This is a genomic window from Brenneria sp. hezel4-2-4 (assembly GCF_013155275.1).
Taxonomy (GTDB): Bacteria; Pseudomonadota; Gammaproteobacteria; order Enterobacterales; family Enterobacteriaceae; genus Brenneria.
In genome coordinates, this window is record NZ_JABJXS010000009.1 from 23,242 (window position 1) to 40,197 (window position 16,956).

At 55.7% G+C, this 16,956-nt stretch carries 18 protein-coding genes; 8 read left to right on the forward strand and 10 right to left on the reverse strand.

Annotation, left to right across the window (positions count from 1 at the left end; genetic code table 11):
• Positions 1-70: 70 nt before the first annotated feature.
• The 5 genes from lysA to HOY33_RS16020 all read left to right on the forward strand — a co-directional run bounded on the left by lysA (position 71) and on the right by HOY33_RS16020 (position 6,010).
• Positions 71-1,333 (forward strand): diaminopimelate decarboxylase, encoded by a 1,263-nt coding sequence (gene lysA / locus HOY33_RS16000; protein WP_172291140.1) that lies wholly within the window; start codon positions 71-73, stop codon positions 1,331-1,333.
• A 61-nt stretch (positions 1,334-1,394) separates the two neighbouring features.
• Complete coding sequence (locus tag HOY33_RS16005; RefSeq protein ID WP_172291141.1) at positions 1,395-1,757, forward strand: helix-turn-helix transcriptional regulator; 363 nt, start codon at positions 1,395-1,397, stop codon at positions 1,755-1,757.
• A 404-nt stretch (positions 1,758-2,161) separates the two neighbouring features.
• The gene (gene aas / locus HOY33_RS16010) at positions 2,162-4,318 is read left to right on the forward strand and encodes a bifunctional acyl-ACP--phospholipid O-acyltransferase/long-chain-fatty-acid--ACP ligase (RefSeq protein WP_172291142.1); all 2,157 of its coding nucleotides are present in this window, start codon (positions 2,162-2,164) and stop codon (positions 4,316-4,318) included.
• Positions 4,315-5,538, forward strand: a complete 1,224-nt coding sequence (lplT, locus tag HOY33_RS16015; protein WP_172291143.1) for a lysophospholipid transporter LplT — start codon at positions 4,315-4,317, stop codon at positions 5,536-5,538. Before aas ends, lplT begins: the two co-directional genes overlap by 4 nt.
• Positions 5,539-5,554: 16 nt before the next feature.
• Complete coding sequence (locus HOY33_RS16020) at positions 5,555-6,010, forward strand: GNAT family N-acetyltransferase (protein WP_172291144.1); 456 nt, start codon at positions 5,555-5,557, stop codon at positions 6,008-6,010.
• 76 nt (positions 6,011-6,086) lie between these two features.
• Here the strand turns inward: HOY33_RS16020 and HOY33_RS16025 are convergent, their stop codons facing one another.
• The 9 genes from HOY33_RS16025 to HOY33_RS16065 all read right to left on the reverse strand — a co-directional run bounded on the left by HOY33_RS16025 (position 6,087) and on the right by HOY33_RS16065 (position 11,430).
• Positions 6,087-6,218 carry an entericidin A/B family lipoprotein gene (locus HOY33_RS16025; protein ID WP_233356478.1) on the reverse strand — a complete coding sequence of 44 codons (132 nt, stop codon included), beginning with the start codon at positions 6,216-6,218 and terminating at the stop codon, positions 6,087-6,089.
• 242 nt (positions 6,219-6,460) lie between these two features.
• Positions 6,461-6,640 (reverse strand): type II toxin-antitoxin system RelE/ParE family toxin, encoded by a 180-nt coding sequence (locus HOY33_RS20840; protein WP_330528038.1) that lies wholly within the window; start codon positions 6,638-6,640, stop codon positions 6,461-6,463.
• On the reverse strand, positions 6,585-6,851 hold the full coding sequence (locus tag HOY33_RS16035) for a type II toxin-antitoxin system ParD family antitoxin (protein WP_172291146.1): 267 nt from the start codon (positions 6,849-6,851) through the stop codon (positions 6,585-6,587). Before HOY33_RS16035 ends, HOY33_RS20840 begins: the two co-directional genes overlap by 56 nt.
• A gap of 228 nt (positions 6,852-7,079) precedes the next feature.
• Positions 7,080-8,219, reverse strand: a complete 1,140-nt coding sequence (gene hemW / locus HOY33_RS16040) for a radical SAM family heme chaperone HemW (protein WP_172291147.1) — start codon at positions 8,217-8,219, stop codon at positions 7,080-7,082.
• Positions 8,212-8,805 carry an XTP/dITP diphosphatase gene (locus tag HOY33_RS16045; protein WP_172291148.1) on the reverse strand — a complete coding sequence of 198 codons (594 nt, stop codon included), beginning with the start codon at positions 8,803-8,805 and terminating at the stop codon, positions 8,212-8,214. The genes hemW and HOY33_RS16045 overlap by 8 nt, the downstream gene beginning before the upstream one ends.
• Positions 8,806-8,822: 17 nt before the next feature.
• Positions 8,823-9,113: a DUF167 family protein YggU gene (gene yggU / locus HOY33_RS16050; protein WP_172291149.1), complete on the reverse strand. Its 291-nt coding sequence runs from the start codon at positions 9,111-9,113 to the stop codon at positions 8,823-8,825.
• Positions 9,110-9,664, reverse strand: coding sequence for a YggT family protein (locus HOY33_RS16055; protein WP_172291150.1), 555 nt, complete (start codon positions 9,662-9,664; stop codon positions 9,110-9,112). The genes yggU and HOY33_RS16055 overlap by 4 nt, the downstream gene beginning before the upstream one ends.
• Positions 9,665-9,796: 132 nt before the next feature.
• Positions 9,797-10,618: a pyrroline-5-carboxylate reductase gene (proC, locus tag HOY33_RS16060; protein ID WP_172291151.1), complete on the reverse strand. Its 822-nt coding sequence runs from the start codon at positions 10,616-10,618 to the stop codon at positions 9,797-9,799.
• Between the two features lie 98 nt (positions 10,619-10,716).
• Positions 10,717-11,430, reverse strand: a complete 714-nt coding sequence (locus HOY33_RS16065) for a YggS family pyridoxal phosphate-dependent enzyme (RefSeq protein WP_172291152.1) — start codon at positions 11,428-11,430, stop codon at positions 10,717-10,719.
• Between the two features lie 21 nt (positions 11,431-11,451).
• Between HOY33_RS16065 and HOY33_RS16070 the strand changes: the two genes are divergently transcribed.
• Positions 11,452-12,480, forward strand: coding sequence for a type IV pilus twitching motility protein PilT (locus HOY33_RS16070; protein ID WP_172291153.1), 1,029 nt, complete (start codon positions 11,452-11,454; stop codon positions 12,478-12,480).
• A 29-nt stretch (positions 12,481-12,509) separates the two neighbouring features.
• Here the strand turns inward: HOY33_RS16070 and codA are convergent, their stop codons facing one another.
• Positions 12,510-13,754, reverse strand: coding sequence for a cytosine deaminase (codA, locus tag HOY33_RS16075; protein WP_172291154.1), 1,245 nt, complete (start codon positions 13,752-13,754; stop codon positions 12,510-12,512).
• 205 nt (positions 13,755-13,959) lie between these two features.
• On the opposite strand from codA, the gene HOY33_RS16080 reads away from it, so the two are divergent.
• On the forward strand, positions 13,960-15,525 hold the full coding sequence (locus HOY33_RS16080; RefSeq protein WP_172291155.1) for a PTS transporter subunit EIIC: 1,566 nt from the start codon (positions 13,960-13,962) through the stop codon (positions 15,523-15,525).
• 11 nt (positions 15,526-15,536) lie between these two features.
• Positions 15,537-16,886 (forward strand): adenylosuccinate lyase family protein, encoded by a 1,350-nt coding sequence (locus HOY33_RS16085; protein WP_172291156.1) that lies wholly within the window; start codon positions 15,537-15,539, stop codon positions 16,884-16,886.
• Positions 16,887-16,956: the final 70 nt, after the last annotated feature.

The following is a 16,956-nucleotide window of genomic DNA, read 5'->3' on the forward strand; positions in this document are numbered from 1 at the left end:
TTATTACCAAATTAACCATTGGCATAATGTAAACATTACCAACATGGTCATTTTGCTTCCGGGAAATGTTATGCCGCACGATTTGAATGACGCCGCTTATGCGCTGAATGCGCAGAGCCTGCGCGAACTGCCCGCTCGATTCGGTTGCCCGGTCTGGGCTTATGATGCGCAGACCATCATCGACCGAATCGCTAAACTGCGCCGATTCGATGCCATCCGCTTTGCGCAGAAAGCCTGTTCCAATACGCATATTCTGCGCCTGATGCATCAGCAGGGCGTCAAAGTGGATTCCGTGTCGCTGGGCGAAATTGAACGCGCGCTGGTGGCGGGGTTTGCGCCGGGCACCGACGCGCACGAGATCGTCTTTACCGCCGATCTGCTGGATCGTCCGACATTACAACGCGTGACCGAATTGAAGATCCCGGTTAACGCCGGATCGGTGGATATGCTGGAACAGTTGGGCCGCCAGTCGCCGGGTCATCCGGTGTGGCTGCGGGTTAACCCCGGTTTTGGTCATGGTCACAGTCAGAAAACCAATACCGGCGGGGAAAACAGCAAACACGGGATCTGGTTCGGCGATCTGCCGCGGGCGCTGGCGCAGATCCAACGCTATCAGCTGAAACTGGTGGGGATTCATATGCACATTGGTTCCGGCGTGGACTACGGCCATTTAGAGCAGGTGTGCGAGGCGATGGTGCGGCAGGTGATTACGCTGGGCCACGATATTGAGGCGATCTCGGCCGGCGGCGGTTTATCCATTCCTTACCGCGACGGTGAAGAGTCGATTGATACCGAGCACTATTACGGCCTGTGGAACGCCGCCCGTGAGAAAATTGCCGCTCATCTGGGCCATCCGGTGACGCTGGAAATTGAGCCGGGCCGTTTTCTGGTCGCCGAAGCCGGCGTGCTGGTGGCGGAAGTACGGGCGGTGAAAGAGATGGGCAGCCGCCACTTTGTGCTGGTGGATGCCGGTTTCAACGATCTGATGCGTCCGGCGATGTACGGCAGCTATCACCATATTTCGCTGCTGCCGGGCGACAACCGCGATATCAGCCAGGCGCCGCTGCGCGACAGCGTGATAGCCGGGCCGCTGTGCGAATCCGGCGACGTCTTTACCCAGCATGCCGGCGGCGGCGTGGAAACCATCGCGCTGCCGGACGCGCAGGTGGGCGATTATCTGGTGTTCCATGATACCGGCGCTTATGGCGCCTCCATGTCCTCCAATTACAATAGCCGTCCGTTGCTGCCGGAAGTGCTGTTCGAGCAGGGACAGCCGCGGCTGATCCGCCGTCGTCAGACGTTGGAAGAGCTGCTGGTGCTGGAATTGGTTTAATCGTGTTGTCATTAACGCCGGACTGTTTGACAGTCCTCGTACTATTGGATACCGTGCCGGAATGATTGCCAATCACCCTGAACGAGACAAGATTCGCCTGGAAGATGTGCTCACCGCGCTAGGCAACCCGCTGCGCCTGACCGTGGTGCGGGTGCTGGCCGACGGCGGTGAATACACCTGCGGTTCGGTGCTGCAAGGCATATCGAAGTCCACCCTGACTCACCACTGGCGGGTGCTGCGCAACAGCGGTGTAATCTGGCAGCGCCCATACGGGCGCGAGAACTTATTGTCGTTGCGCCGTGAGGATCTGGACGCGCGTTTTCCCGGTCTGCTTGATGCCTTGCTCGGAGCCATCGAATGCGACGCCGCCACCGCGGCGTCGATAGCGAAAAGCCTGGCGGAATCTTCCTTGCCTCGCCAGTAACCGGTGATTGCCTGGACGGATTAACATTGCCGCAGTTATTACACGACGCGATAAGAATTTTACAGTTGGTTGCACTTAGAGCAGAACTCTTGCGATTCGCTGCTGGTTTCGCGAATGCACTCTGTTTAAAGTATCAAGTCCCAGAGGTATTGATTGGTGATATATCGATGTGCTCTGTACATTGAACCATTTGATTACACCAACCTACGCGGATGCGTAGGTTTTTTTTGCCTGCCGCCCGCACTGCTCTCTATTACTTTCTTCACCCGCAACATAAACCGACTTTCGCCCGCCGTGGTTCGGTTATTCTGGCGATGAGCGGATCGCTATAGTATTTTGATCGCAGCGATCGAACAGCCTGTTTTTCACCGGCTGCACCGTTTATCTGTCTATTAGGAGAAGACATGATCTATACCCTGTTACGTTGGGTGTTCCGGCGTCTGTACCGCATCCGGATTGAGGGCGACAGCAGCAACTTCCAGCAATCAAAATTGCTGATAACCCCCAATCACGTTTCCTTTCTTGATGGCGCGCTTCTGGCGCTGTTTTTACCGGTAAAGCCGGTATTCGCAGTTTATTCGGACATTTACGGGCGCTGGTTTATGCGCTGGCTGAAACCCTATATCGATTTCGTGCCGCTGGATCCGACCAAGCCTCTAGCCATCAAGGGGCTGATTAAATTGATCGAACGCGGCCAGCCGGTGGTGGTGTTCCCGGAAGGACGCATCACCGTGACGGGGTCGCTGATGAAAATCTACAGCGGCGCGGCGTTCGTGGCGGCGAAATCGGGGGCGACCATTATTCCGGTGCGGCTGGACGGGCCGGAGTTCACGCCGTTCGGGCGTCTGGCGGGGGTATTTAAACGCCGCTGGTTTCCGCCGATCACCATCAGCTATTTGCCGCCCACCACCTTGCCGATGCCGGAGGCGAACAGCGCCCGTGAGCGCCGTATACTGGCGGGGGAACGCCTGCATCAGATTATGATGGCGGCGAGAATGGCGACGCGCCCAAGCCAAACGCTGTATCAGGCTTTTCTGTCGGCGCAAACCCGCTACGGGCGCCGCTCTCGTTGTATTTCAGATATTTCATTCAAGGAAGACAGCTATCAGGGGTTATTGAAAAAGTCCCTCGGCGTATCGCGGATTTTGCAGCGTTTTACCCGGGCGGACGAGCATGTGGGGATGCTGTTGCCCAACGCCACCATTACGGCGGCGGCGATTCTGGGGGCCACGTTACGTAACCGGGTTCCGGCGATGCTGAACTACACGGCGGGGGCGAAAGGGCTGCAAAGCGCCATGAAAGCCGCCACCATTAAAACCATCGTGACGTCGCGTCAGTTTCTGGAAAAGGGCAAACTGACCGACTTGCCAAAACAGGTGACCGAGGCCAACTGGGTCTATCTGGAAGATTTAAAAGATACCGTAACGCTGTCTGATAAGCTGTGGATTCTGTTTCATCTGCTGTTTCCCGCCCGGGCGATGCTGGCGCAGAAACCCGACGATGCGGCGATGATCCTGTTTACTTCCGGTTCCGAAGGTAACCCGAAAGGCGTGGTGCATTCCCATGACAGTCTGTTGGCGAACGTGGAGCAAATTCGTACCGTGGCGGACTTTACGCCCCGCGACCGTTTTATGTCGGCGCTGCCGCTGTTCCATGCGTTTGGACTGACGGTCGGCCTGCTGACGCCATTGATGACCGGCGCTCGGGTCTTTCTGTATCCCAGCCCGCTGCATTATCGCATCGTGCCGGAGCTGGTATACGACCAGAACTGTACCGTGCTGTTTGGCACCTCCACCTTTCTGGGGCATTACGCGCGCTTTGCGCATCCTTATGATTTCGCCCGTTTGCGCTATGTGGTCGCCGGGGCTGAAAAGCTCTCCGAGGTCACCCGTCAGATCTGGCAGGACAAATTCGGTATCCGCATTCTGGAAGGCTACGGTGTGACTGAGTGCGCGCCGGTGGTGGCGATCAACGTGCCGATGGCGGCTAAAATCCATACCGTCGGGCGTTTGCTGCCGGAAATGGCGTCGCGGCTTATCACGGTTCCCGGTATTGAGCGGGGCGGGCGTCTGCAACTGCGCGGGCCAAACATCATGAAAGGCTATCTGCGCGTTGAGCATCCCGGCGTATTGGAAACGCCCGCCGCGGAAAACGCCCAGGGCGAATCAGAGGCGGGCTGGTATGACACCGGCGACATTGTCGAACTGGATGAAAAGGGCTTCTGCACCATCGTCGGCCGGGTGAAGCGTTTTGCCAAACTGGCCGGTGAAATGGTGTCGCTGGAAAGTGTGGAACAACTGGCGTTAAAAGCGTCGCCGGACGCCCAGCATGCCGCCAGCGCCCGTAGCGACAGCAGTAAAGGCGAAGCGCTGGTGCTGTTTACCACCGATAACCAGTTATCTCGCGAGCAACTATTGGCACAGGCGCGCAGCGGCGGCGTTCCCGAACTGGCGGTGCCGCGCGATATCCGGCATGTGAAAGCGTTACCGTTGCTCGGCAGCGGCAAACCTGATTTTGTCACCCTGCGTCAAATGGCGGAACAACCGGAGCAGGCACAATGAGTCAGATGCCGGAACAGGCCGCTCCGCTGATGTCGCGCAGCATGAGCGCGGTAATTATCGCGCAGTTTTTTTCCGCCTTTGGCGACAATGCCCTGTTGTTCGCCACGCTGGCGCTAATCAAACAACTGGTTTATCCCGACTGGAGCCAGCCATTTTTACAAATGGGTTTTGTGGCCGCCTATATCATTTTGGCCCCGTTTGTCGGGCAGGTGGCGGACAGCTTTGCCAAAGGTCGGGTGATGATGTTTTCCAATACCCTGAAGCTGGCCGGCGCGTTGCTTATTTGCTTCGGCGGTAATCCGTTTCTTGGGTATACGCTGGTGGGCGTCGGTGCGGCGGCCTATTCACCCGCCAAGTATGGCATCCTGGGCGAAATAACCCGTGGCGACCAGTTGGTGAAGGCCAACGGCCTGATGGAAGCTTCAACCATTGCGGCGATCCTCACCGGCTCGGTGGCCGGGGGCGTGCTGGCGGACTGGAATTTGTACGCCGCGCTGGCGATTTGCGCCGTGGCTTATGGTATTGCGCTGGGGGCGAATATGCTGATCCCCCGGCTGAGCGCGGCGCGCCCGGGATCGTCCTGGCATCCGGCCCAAATGACCAAACGCTTCTTTTCCGCCTGTCGCGTGCTGTGGCGCGATGGCGAAACCCGTTTTTCGCTGGTGGGCACCGGCCTGTTCTGGGGGGCGGGGGTGACGCTGCGTTTTCTGCTGGTGCTGTGGGTGCCGCTGGCGCTCGGTATTACCGATAACGCCACGCCGACCTTGCTGAATGCGATGGTGGCGGTGGGTATTGTGATCGGGGCGGGCGCCGCCGCTAAACTGATTACGCTGAAAACGGTACAACGTTGCTTACCGGCGGGCGTGTTGATTGGCGTGGTGGTGGTGATTTTTACTCTCCAGCAAAGCTTGATCGGCGCCTATGGTTTACTGATTTTGCTTGGCGCGCTGGGGGGCTTTTTCATCGTGCCGCTCAATGCCCTGTTGCAGGAGCGGGGTAAAGCCAGCGTCGGCGCGGGCAACGCCATTGCGGTTCAGAATCTGGGTGAGAATGCGTCGATGCTGTTGATGCTGGGCCTCTACTCGCTGGTGGTTAAATTAGGGGTGTCGGTTATCACCATCGGTATGGGTTTCGGCGTATTATTTGCGCTGGCGATTGCATTATTGTGGGCGTGGCTGATTTACGCGAAGCGGCGGGCCGACAGGCGGAATGCCGCGTAGAACAGACGGGGTGGATATGAATCTGATATGGCATGACTGGTCTGTCGATGATCTGAATGTGTATTCATTGCATGACATTCTGGCGCTGCGTAATCAGGTTTTTGTGGTGGAGCAAACCTGTCCGTATCAGGATATCGATGGGCGCGATCTGGAGGAAGGCAACCGCCATATCACGGCGTATGACAACGGCAAACCGGCCGCTTATGCACGGCTGCTGGCGCCGCATCCGGGTAATGATGTGGTGACCATCGGACGGGTGATTGTGGCGCCGCCGGCCCGCGGGCAACATCTGGGGCATCAACTGATGGAGCATGTGCTGATTAGCAGTACCCGCCACTGGCCGCAAAAGCATCTTTTCCTGTCTGCTCAGGCGCATTTGCAGCATTTTTATGCCAACTTCGGCTTTGTCGCCATCGGTGAGGTTTACGACGAAGACGGCATCCCCCACATCGATATGCTGTCTGCATTCTGAGAGGATTGGCATCGCTCTGAAACGCAAAACCCGCAGCCTGGCGCCTGCGGGTTTTGTAAAGGGTTTACAACTCGCGTCAACTGGCCGAATTGGAAATTTTGCTGCCCAGTTTTTCCACATCCTGACCGAAGCCGCGCGCGGTGTTGCAACCGCTTAGTACCGTCGCCATCAACAGCGATATCATTATTAATTTTACAATTTTCATCATCGTCACCTGTGGGATAACACATCGCGACACTTTGTCATAATCCGCTGCGAAAATTCAATCGGAAACCACGCGTTTATATTTGGCTCTATCCAACGGATATGGCGTACGGCATCTTGCGATTGGTGAAGTATGCGTATAATGATTGCTGTATCGCATTCGTTCAAAAAGAAAATAACGTGGCTTGAAACCGGTAACGAATGGATACCGCCGCCGATTTCGTGGCGTTCAGTGCCGACGTGATATTAGGCAATGGCGCTAAATGCATTCTCAAGTTTTGATAAATATTTATCAGCGGCCGCTTCATTAAATTTCAGCAGACTATAGAGATAAATATTTTCCATATCTTGCTGAGTTCGTGGGGTGAGTTTAATTTTTCTTTGCTGCCTTGTGCACTTTATCTCTGACTTTTTGCAGAAATTCATCACGATTCCATTCCTGTGGTTCCCCGCTGTTTAATCCGTCCGCAATCAGATTTCGCAGTTTTTGCAGATCGGACTCAGCCTGTTTTTCACGCAGCATTCTCAGAGCCTCCCGAATGACTTCACTTTGCGTACGGTAATCACCGGACTCGACCAATGTCTCTACGTAGTGGCGAAGTTCATCTCCAAGATCAATCGTCATCGTTCTGGCCATAACTACCTCAATAATGAATGTAAGATTTATTCTTACAAAGAATATCTGAAGATAAAATCTCAATCCAGTGTAAAGAAAATGCTATTTCTGGCTGTCGGGCAAGGGGGATAACGTAGAAGTGGAAAGCGGCTCGTAAACCGGAAAGGTCGCCGCTCTAAATGACGGGGGATGTGAAGGCGGTGAACAAGGTGACGCTTTGAGCGGGCGGCGCTGTTCACCCCATCAGCGTCACTCTTCTGTCAGAAACAGCTCCAGCAGCGAATTCAGAAACAGCTTGCCGTGTTCGGTAATCTGCCAGTGGGTGGCGGTCTCAGCCAGATAACCTTGCGCCAGCGCCTGATCCAACTGCGGGCGTATTCCTCTTTCATCCAGACCGGTATATGCGGTGAAGTCAGCGCGTGGCGCGGCTTCCAGCAGGCGAAAGCGGTTCATAAAGAACTCGAAAGCGCGGTCTTCATTCGCCACTTCATGCTGCTTGTCCAGATAATTGCCCTGCATATAGCCGCGAGGATGGCGGGTTTTCACCGTGCGTAGAATACGCCCGTCGCTGAAGGTCAGCTTGCCGTGCGCCCCACAGCCGATCCCCAGATAATCGCCGAAGCGCCAGTAGTTCAGATTGTGCTGACACTGATAGCCCGGTTTGGCATAGGCGGAGGTTTCGTATTGCTGATAACCCGCCGCGCTCAGCAACCGATGACCTTGCTCATAAATATCCCACAGTGCGTCGTCGTCCGGCAGCGTCGGCGGCCGCGAACTGAACAGCGTATTGGGTTCGATGGTCAGTTGATACCATGACAGGTGCGGCGGGTTGAGGGCGATCGCCTGACGCAAATCGTCCAGCGCCTCCGCCAACGACTGATCCGGCAGGCCATGCATCAGGTCGAGGTTAAAACTGCGTAACCCCAGTCCGGCGGCCAGACGGGCCGCGCGTTTGGCTTCATTCGGGCCGTGAATGCGGCCCAGCCGGGTCAGTTTCTGTGGATCAAAACTCTGTACGCCGATGGAGATGCGGTTGATGCCGGCGCGCTGATAGCCGCTGAAGCGGTCGGTTTCCACCGTGCCCGGATTGGCTTCCATGGTGATTTCGGCGTCCGGCGCCAACGCCAGCCGCGCCCGCACGCCGTCCAGCAGGCTTTGCATCGCTTGCGCGCTCAGCAGGCTAGGGGTGCCGCCGCCGATAAAGATCGTGTGCAGCGTCCGGCCGGCCGCCAGCGGCAGGTCGGCATCCAGATCGGCCAGCAGATGTTCAACATATTCCTGATGCGGCACCTCGCCTTTCAGCGCGTGGGAATTGAAATCGCAATAGGGGCATTTTTGCACGCACCAGGGAATGTGAATGTACAGGCTGAGCGGAGGCAGCTTAAGCATTACGCAGGGCATCCAGTAACAAACGCAACGCCTGACCGCGGTGAGAGAGGGCGTTTTTTTCTTCACGCGTCAGTTCGGCGGCGGTTTTGCCCAGCTCCGGCACGAAGAAGATTGGGTCATAGCCAAAACCGCCGGTGCCTGCGGCTTCGTGGGTCAGTACGCCTTGCCAGCGGCCGTGACACACCAGCGGCGTGGGATCTTCCGCATGGCGCAGATAAACCAGTACGCAATGGAAGCTGGCTCCGCGCTGTTCGTCAGGCACGTCTTTTAGGGTTTGCAGCAGCTTATCCAGATTTTGCCGGTCGCCGGCGTCGACGCCGGCGTAACGCGCGGAATAAATGCCCGGCGCGCCGCCCAGCGCATCCACCGCCAGGCCGGAGTCATCGGCGATCGCCGGCAGGCCGGTGATCTGCGCGGCGTGGCGCGCTTTCAGAATCGCGTTTTCAATAAATGTCAGACCGGTTTCTTCGGCGGAATCGACCCCCAGTTCGGTTTGTGCCACGATGTCGAGGCCAAAATCCGCCAGCAGACCGGCGAGTTCGCGCACTTTACCGGGATTGCCGGTAGCCAAAACCACTTTTTGCATCTTGTTTTCCTGCGTGTTTATTCGATGAGTTCCGCGACTTCTGCCGGGATGGTTTGCGGATTGATGATTTTAATCTGTTTATGCCGCCCGAGTTCACCTTTTTCGATAATGACCAGACTTTTGGCGACCCGAAATTGCTTGGCGAGGAATTTGGTCAGATGGACGTTGGCCTGCCCGTCGACCGGCGGAGCGGTGATGGCGACTTTCAGCTCGTCGCCATGCAGCCCGACAATCTGGTCGCGACTGGCTTTCGGCTGGATATACAGCCGAATCACCAGATCGTCGTTGTGGCGGGTAACGGCGCTCACAGCAGGAACCACAACCCCGGAAACAGATCCATGCCCAGATAATTGAACAGATACAGGATCAGGATCACCGCCATGGCGGAAAAATCGATGCCGCCCATGACCGGAATAATGCGGCGCAGCGGCGCCATCAGCGGCTCGGTCAACTGGTGCAGCAGATACTCGATTGGGCTGCGGCCCTGACTGATCCAACTCATCAACGAGCGGATAATCACCACCCAGAACACCAGGTAGCCGGCGGATTTGATCAGGGAAAGCAGCCCCACCAGCAGATTCATCGGGCTGAGCGACAGCGCGCCGACCTGAATCAGCAACAGCAGGGGATACTTGATGGTGGTCAGAATAAACGCCAGCAGCAGCGAGGCGCTGTCAATCGGCCCCAGCGACGGCAGGATACGGCGCAGCGGCCCGACAATCGGCTGAGTGATTTTGACCACGAACTGCGACAGCGGGTTATAAAAATCGCTGCGCGACCATTGCATCCAGATGCGCAAAAGCAAGACCATCACGTAGAGGTCAATCAGCGTTTTGACCAGAAAAGTCAGGGTAAGCATAAGTACGTCGGTTCCTTAATTAAATGGGGACATCCCCTTTATCTTTCGCATTGCAGGTATATTGGCTTTCTGCATCTTTGAAATTTATTGAGCCTGTATCTGTATAATGAGGGCGACTAACAATGCTTTCAATTAAAACAGCTTTTCCATTTCCTGAGCGCGCGCTACGGCGGCCTGCATCGCCTCCGCCACCGTCTGCGCGAGCTGCCGTTCATTAAATATCCGTAACGCTTCGGCGGTCGTCCCGCCTTTGGAGGTCACGTTTTCCCGCAGCGTCGACAGCGGCGTGGCGGGGTTGGCCTCTACCAGCGCGGCGGCGCCGGAAGCCGCCTGCTGTACCAGCAAACGTGCGGTATCCTGATCGAATCCCTGACGAACCGCTTCCTGCTGCATGGCTTCCATAAACAGGAAGAAATAGGCGGGCGCGCTGCCTGCGGCGGCGATAACGCCGTTAATGCCTGATTCGTTCTCCACCCAGCATACCTTGCCCACGCTGTTCATCAGTCCGGCGGTGAACGCCCGATCGCTTTCGCTGACGGCGGCGGGCGCATACAGCCCGCTCATGCCTTTTCCCACCAGCGACGGCGTATTGGGCATAATCCGCACGATATTCAGATTTTCGCCCAACAGCGCCTGAAAACGGGCGATGCTGATGCCGGCGGCTATCGACAACACCAGTTTACCGGAGAAATTCACCTGCTGTCGCAAGGGTTCACAAACGGTCGCCATCATCTGCGGTTTTACCGCCAGTACAATAACATCCGCTTCTTGGGCGCAACGCACGTTATCCGCGCTACCGACCACGCCAAATCTGGCCGCCAGCGCGTCACGATGTTTGCCGGAGGGCGCGCATACGCTGATATTGCCGGCGGGGTAGCCGCCGTCGATTAACCCGGCGACAATGGCCTGCGCCATATTCCCGGCGCCAATAAACGCTATTTTACGTTGCTGCATCTAAATTCTCGCTGATTATCGTTGTGGTTGATTATGATGGTGCGACTGACGTCGTTGCAACGGATTGTCGTTGCAATGGATTGTACCGCCGTTGCCGGCTAGGCCGTCGTCGCGGCATAGTCACGCGCGCCAAAGATAGCCGTGCCAATCCGCACCAGCGTACTGCCTGCGGCGATCGCGGCGCACATATCATCGGTCATTCCCATCGATAAGGTATCAATGTCGGGGTAGTGTAATGCCAGTTGTTGAAACAGATCGTCCATTCGTCGAAAAACGGCAAGCTGCCGCTGATAGTCTGTTTCGGGGGCCGGGATCGCCATCAAACCACGCAGGCGCAGATTCGGCAATGCCGCCACGCCGGCCGCCAGCGCGGATAATTCATCAACCCTGATGCCGGATTTGCTCGGCTCATTGCTGATGTTGATTTGCAGCAGCACATTCAGCGGCGGCAGCGCCGCCGGGCGCTGTTCGCTCAGGCGCTGGGCGATGCGCAGACGATCCACGGTGTGAAACCAGTCAAAATTCTCCGCCACCAGTCGGCTTTTGTTCGACTGTAACGGGCCGATAAAGTGCCATTCCAACGACGTATCGGGCTGGTTTTCCCGGAAGTGACGGATCTTGTCCACCCCTTCCTGCACATAGTTTTCGCCAAATGCCCGCTGCCCGGCATTGATCGCTTCTTCGATAGCCGTCACAGGTTTGGTTTTACTGACTGCAAGCAGCTTCACTGCTTCCGGCGCCCGTGCGCACTGTTCTGCGGCGGCTGAGATCTGCTGCCTGATGTGCTGTAGATTCTGCTGGATAGTGGTCATAGTGATTCAGGAGATTAATCTATGTATGTGGATGAATGGGTGACACTTAGTGTAAAGCATAATGCCTCGGATCTGCATCTGTGTAGCGGACATCCGCCGGTGTTGCGTGTTGATGGCCAACTGCGCGCTGAAAATACCTTACCACGTTTGTGTTCAGAGCAACTGGAACAATGGTGCTCCACATGGCTTGAACCGGGCCAGCGGCAGCAACTGCAAACGTCGGGTCAGGTGGACTGCGCCCTGACTCTGGCTGACGGGCCGCGCCTGCGGGTCAATCTGTTCCGACAGCGGCAGGGACTTTCGGCGGCGCTTAGGATCGTACCCTCAACCCATCCTTCACTGACCGCGCTTCATGCGCCGCCGATTTTGTCTGAACTGCTGGTCAAACCCGATGGGCTGATTTTACTGAGCGGAGCGACCGGCAGTGGTAAATCCACCACGCTGGCGGCGATGATTACGGCGTTGAACGCGCGTTGTCGCCAGCACGTGATCACGCTGGAAGATCCCATTGAATTTATCCATGCCAGCCGGCAGTGTCTGATCCAGCAGCGTGAAATCGGCCGGCACTGCTCTTCATTCGCATCGGGGCTGCGGGCCGCGCTGCGCGAGGATCCCGATGTGATTTTACTGGGGGAGCTGCGCGACGCCGAAACTATCCGCCTGGCGCTGACGGCGGCCGAAACCGGCCATCTGGTGCTCTCCACGTTGCATACCCGCGGCGCGGCACAGGCCGTCGATCGGCTGGTGGATGTGTTTCCCGGCGAAGAAAAAGCCTTTGTTCGCAGCCAGCTCGCCGCCTGCTTACGCGCCGTCGTGGCGCAAAAGCTGTTGCCGATGCCGCAGGGCGGCCGGGTGGCCTTGTTTGAGGTGCTGACGGCAACCTCGGCGGTCAGCAATCTGATCCGCGAAGGGAAAACGCATCAACTATCCAGCCTGATCCACACCGGGGGCCAGGCCGGCATGCAGACTTTTGAACAAAGCTATCAGCAGCGCCGCCGGGAAGGGCTGTTGGGTGATCCTGTCGAACCGTTGTCGGTTCACCGAGCGTGATAACGTTCGGCATCCGGGGCGTCCGGCATTTAGCCCGGGTAGCTCAGCTGTTCCGGGGTACGGCGCATGATGACGTTGCCGTGCCGGATCGACAGTCTGGCTTTGGCCTGACGGCGCACGGTTTCGTAATCGTTCTCCGCATCCAGCAGCACCAGATTGGCCGGACGACCGACTGCGATGCCGTAACCTTCTCCCAGATGCATCGCTTTGGCGCTGTTATCGGTGACAAAATCCAGGCAGCGTTGCAGATCTTCATACCCCATCATATGGCAGATATGCAGCCCGGCATCCAGCACGCGCAGAATGTTGCCGTTACCGAGGGGATACCACGGATCTTTGATTGAATCCTGTCCGAAACAGACATTCATGCCCGCCCGATCCAGCTCGGCCACCCGCGTAACGCCGCGTCGTTTGGGAAAGGTATCGAAGCGTCCCTGAAGATGAATGCTTTCCGTCGGGCAGGAAACAAAGTTGATGCCGGACAGGTTGAGTAAACGGAACAGCTTGGAGCAATAGGCGTTATCATAGGAACCCATCGCCACCGTATGGCTGGCCGTAACCCGGTGCCCCATCTGCCGGACTCTGGCTTCTTCCGCCAGCACTTCCAGAAAACGTGACTGCGCATCGTCGGTTTCATCGCAGTGCACGTCCACCAGACACCCGGTGCGTTCGGCCAGATCCATCAGAAACCTGATCGAACTGACGCCCTGCTCGCGGGTATTTTCGAAATGAGGAATACCGCCGACGACATCGGCGCCCATTTCAATGGCGCGTTCCATCAACCGGCGTCCGTCGGCAAATGATTCGATGCCTTCCTGCGGAAAGGCGACAATTTGCAAATCAATCAGATTGCGCGCCTCCTGCTTCACCTCCAGCATGGCTTGCAGCGCCGCCAGACTGGGATCGGTGACGTCAATGTGCGTTCGTACATGCTGAATACCGTGATCCCGCAGCATGCCGATGGCGGTGTGCGCCCGGCGTTTGGTGTCGTCATGGGTGATGGTCGCCTTACGCTGGCTCCAGCGTTCAATGCCTTCAAACAGCGTGCCGCTCATGTTCCATTGCGGATCGCCGGCCGTCAGAACGGCATCCAGATGAATATGCGGCTCGACCAGCGGGGGAATAACCAACTGGCCGCCGGCATCGATCGCATCCTGATGTTCCGCGGCGGGCAATAACGCGGGCTGCGTCTCAATGGCCGCGATCAGGCCGCGATCAAGGGTAATGCTGAAGAGTCCGCTTTGCTGGCGAAGGGCGGCATTGATTATTTTCATAAGAACTCCTGCTGTTTTGCCGGGTAAATTAGGCGATTGATGCACTAACAATATGCACATTATCGCGCAATGCGCTAAAAATTGTGAGTGATGTCATTATTTTCACGGGCAAAAGATGAGCTTTAAATCAGTCGGTATTTGACCTTGATGGCCTGTTTGTCGTTAGTGTCTTATAAGCCTGTAAATCCACACCAGGGATCTTATTATGAACGCCAATTTTAAAAACGAAATACAAACATTTGGACGCTCACTATTATTACCCATTGCAGTATTAGCGCCCGTCGGGATGTTAATGGGTATTTGCAGCGCGTTGGGACAGGCCTATATGATCGATAAGCTGCCTTTTTTAGGTAATGCTTATTTCAAGGCTATTCTGTCGTCCGTTGGTTCAATCAGTAGCGTGGTTTTTCAAAATATCCCGCTGCTGTTTGCCATGGGCGTCGCTTATGGCATGTCAAAAAAAGAAAAAGGGATTGCGGTTTTCTCATCGGTAATTGCTTATATGACATTGCTGATATCCATGCATGTCCATTTAAAACTGATGGGGCAATTGGTTGAAGGCAATATGGCTTTTGTCGGGCAGGGGATGGTGCTAGGGATCCAGACTCTGAAAATAGAGGCGTTGGGGGGCATTATCGCCGGCTTGTTGGCGGCGAAAGTCACCGATCGTTATTATCGCTTGCAGTTGCCGCTGGCCTTTGCGTTTTTCAGCGGTAAAAAGTCCGTGGCGATTATATCCATCGCCTTTACGATCCCCGTCGGGCTGCTGATCCCGTTCATCTGGGATGTGTTTACGGCGGGAATGAAAAGTATTTCAACCGTGATGATGGCGCCTCATATTGGTTCGGGGATCTATATGACGCTTAACCGGCTGCTGATCCCGTTTGGTTTGCATCATGTCCTCAGTTCCACCGTACGCTTTACCGAGGCGGGCGGAACCTATTTAATCGACGGGCAAACCTATGTCGGTATTTTGCCGGCGATGAATAAAATTCTTTTTGAGTTAGGCCCCAACCATCCGGCGTGGAATGAATTTATGCCGACGTTGTCGAGTTACCTTGCCTCGTCGCAAATGCTGACCACCTTATTCCGCGTGCCCGCCATTGGTCTGGCGATGTATCACATGGCGTATTTCAAGAATAAGAAATTTGCCAAAGGGATGATATTGACCGTGGTGCTTACCGCTTTCCTCGGCAACATCACCGAACCGCTTGAATTCTCCTTCCTGTTTATTGCGCCGAAACTGTTTATTGTCTATTCGATATTGTGCGGATTATTAACCATACCTCTGCAAATATTAGACGTCTCCATCGGCTATATTCGCGGTACTATTTTTGACTTCGGTATTTTCGGCCTGATGTATGAAAATACCCACTGGGTAAATCTGATCGTGCTCGGCAGTATCAACTTTGTGGTGTTTTATTTCTTCTTCCGCTGGGCAATTGGCAAGTTCGATATCAAAACGCCCGGTCGTGAAAATGAGATGGCGGACAGCACGCTATTAAATAACAAGGAATATGACAAGGTAGCCCAGTTGGTGATTGAGGGATTGGGCGGCAAAAGTAATATCAAACGGGTGGAAAATTGCGTTTCCCGTCTGCGCGTCGATCTCTACGATCAAAAACTGCTACGGATGGAGTCGCTTAAAGAGTCGGGATCGCTGGGGACGTTTATTCCGTCCAGCAACCATATTCACGTTGTTTTCGGGCCGCATGTCGAGTTTGTCCGTAACGCGGTAGACGATGTTCTGGCTGGAAATAACCAAGGTTAAGGGGGATAAACATGCGCGCACTGTATGACTCAAAAAGTAAAACCATTGACGATAAAGGCATGAAAAGTCTGTTTACCCATGAGGCGCGGGTACAGTCATGGCTTGATATTGAAGCCGCGCTGGCGCTGGCGCAGGCCAAAGCGGGGATGATCCCGCAACAGGCGGCGGAGAATATTGCCGCCAACTGTAAGCTGGAACGTATTGATTTGGCGGAGATCGAGCGTCTGTTGCAACAAATCGGCCACGGCTTTGTTCCGGTGATAAAGGTGCTGGTCAATGCCTGCGACGCCGAAAGCGGCAAGTATGTGCACTATGGCGTGACGACGCAGAATATCCAGCAAACGGCGCATTTGTATATCGTTAAGCAGTTCCATGAGCGACTGTTGCAGTTTGTGGACAGCGTGCTGCTCAACCTTGCCCGGCTGGCGAAAACGCATAAAGACACCTTGATGGCGGGGCGCACCCATGGCAAACATGCGTTGCCGATTACCTATGGCTATAAGGTCTCGGTGTGGATTTATGAACTGCTGGGCGCGGTAGAGCGTATGCAGGAAGCGGAGAAACGGGTATTTACCGTGATGATGGGCGGCGCGGTCGGCGCTTTCCATGCCACCGGCGAACCCGGTCGTCGGGTACAGGATCTGGTGGCGGAGGCGCTGGGAATGCATGCAATGGCGATCCCGTCGCGTAATGCCCGGGTGTATCGGGCTGAATACATCTCGAATCTGTGTCTGTTGGCCACCACGCTGCATAAAATCGCCGAAGAAGTTTATCAGACCTCCAGCGAAGAGTTCGGCGAGGTTTCCGAAGCCTTTGCCAAAGGGACGGTCGGCAGCAGCACCATGCCGCAGAAGGTTAATCCCAAGCTGGCGAAAGGGATCATCGCCAATGCGCAAAGGCTGTATGCGGTATTGACCTCATCGCTGTATGTCTGCCCGCGTCCGTTCGAAGCGGATAGCTCCGCCTACTTTATTTTTGATGCCAATCTTCAGGAAAGTATTGAGCTGATGGCGGAAATTATCCTGCGGGCCGAAGAGCTGACCCGGACGTTGGTGATCAACAAGGAGCGGATGCGGCAGAATGTGGGGTTGACGCATGGGCTGATCAACAGTGAAAAAATCATGATGAAGCTGGTGGATAAACTGGGTAAGGATCCGGCCCACGAGTTGGTTTATCAGGTGGCGATGCGCAGTACCCATGAAAATATTGCCTACCATGAGGCGCTGGCGAGCAATCCGGTTATCGCGGCGAATTTCACCACGCAAGAGATTGCCGAACTGTTGGATCCGGCGGCCTATACCGGATTATGCGCGGTACTGGCGGAAGAGATGGCCGAACAGGTATTCAAGCGGATAGCGTAAATCAGCGTGATTTTTTTCCGTAAACGGCATCAGGGGGGGCAACGCTAAATAGCTTTGCTCCACTTTAGCC

What these genes read in the sequence shown, in the direction of transcription:
- lysA (WP_172291140.1), top strand. Translation starts at nt 71, where the DNA reads ATGCCGCACGATTTGAATGACGCCGCTTATGCGCTGAATGCGCAGAGC.
- HOY33_RS16005 (WP_172291141.1), top strand. Translation starts at nt 1,395, where the DNA reads ATGATTGCCAATCACCCTGAACGAGACAAGATTCGCCTGGAAGATGTG.
- aas (WP_172291142.1), top strand. Translation starts at nt 2,162, where the DNA reads ATGATCTATACCCTGTTACGTTGGGTGTTCCGGCGTCTGTACCGCATC.
- lplT (WP_172291143.1), top strand. Translation starts at nt 4,315, where the DNA reads ATGAGTCAGATGCCGGAACAGGCCGCTCCGCTGATGTCGCGCAGCATG.
- HOY33_RS16020 (WP_172291144.1), top strand. Translation starts at nt 5,555, where the DNA reads ATGAATCTGATATGGCATGACTGGTCTGTCGATGATCTGAATGTGTAT.
- HOY33_RS16025 (WP_233356478.1), bottom strand. Translation starts at nt 6,218, where the DNA reads ATGATGAAAATTGTAAAATTAATAATGATATCGCTGTTGATGGCGACG.
- HOY33_RS20840 (WP_330528038.1), bottom strand. Translation starts at nt 6,640, where the DNA reads ATGAATTTCTGCAAAAAGTCAGAGATAAAGTGCACAAGGCAGCAAAGA.
- HOY33_RS16035 (WP_172291146.1), bottom strand. Translation starts at nt 6,851, where the DNA reads ATGGCCAGAACGATGACGATTGATCTTGGAGATGAACTTCGCCACTAC.
- hemW (WP_172291147.1), bottom strand. Translation starts at nt 8,219, where the DNA reads ATGCTTAAGCTGCCTCCGCTCAGCCTGTACATTCACATTCCCTGGTGC.
- HOY33_RS16045 (WP_172291148.1), bottom strand. Translation starts at nt 8,805, where the DNA reads ATGCAAAAAGTGGTTTTGGCTACCGGCAATCCCGGTAAAGTGCGCGAA.
- HOY33_RS16055 (WP_172291150.1), bottom strand. Translation starts at nt 9,664, where the DNA reads ATGCTTACCCTGACTTTTCTGGTCAAAACGCTGATTGACCTCTACGTG.
- proC (WP_172291151.1), bottom strand. Translation starts at nt 10,618, where the DNA reads ATGCAGCAACGTAAAATAGCGTTTATTGGCGCCGGGAATATGGCGCAG.
- HOY33_RS16065 (WP_172291152.1), bottom strand. Translation starts at nt 11,430, where the DNA reads ATGACCACTATCCAGCAGAATCTACAGCACATCAGGCAGCAGATCTCA.
- HOY33_RS16070 (WP_172291153.1), top strand. Translation starts at nt 11,452, where the DNA reads ATGTATGTGGATGAATGGGTGACACTTAGTGTAAAGCATAATGCCTCG.
- codA (WP_172291154.1), bottom strand. Translation starts at nt 13,754, where the DNA reads ATGAAAATAATCAATGCCGCCCTTCGCCAGCAAAGCGGACTCTTCAGC.
- HOY33_RS16080 (WP_172291155.1), top strand. Translation starts at nt 13,960, where the DNA reads ATGAACGCCAATTTTAAAAACGAAATACAAACATTTGGACGCTCACTA.
- HOY33_RS16085 (WP_172291156.1), top strand. Translation starts at nt 15,537, where the DNA reads ATGCGCGCACTGTATGACTCAAAAAGTAAAACCATTGACGATAAAGGC.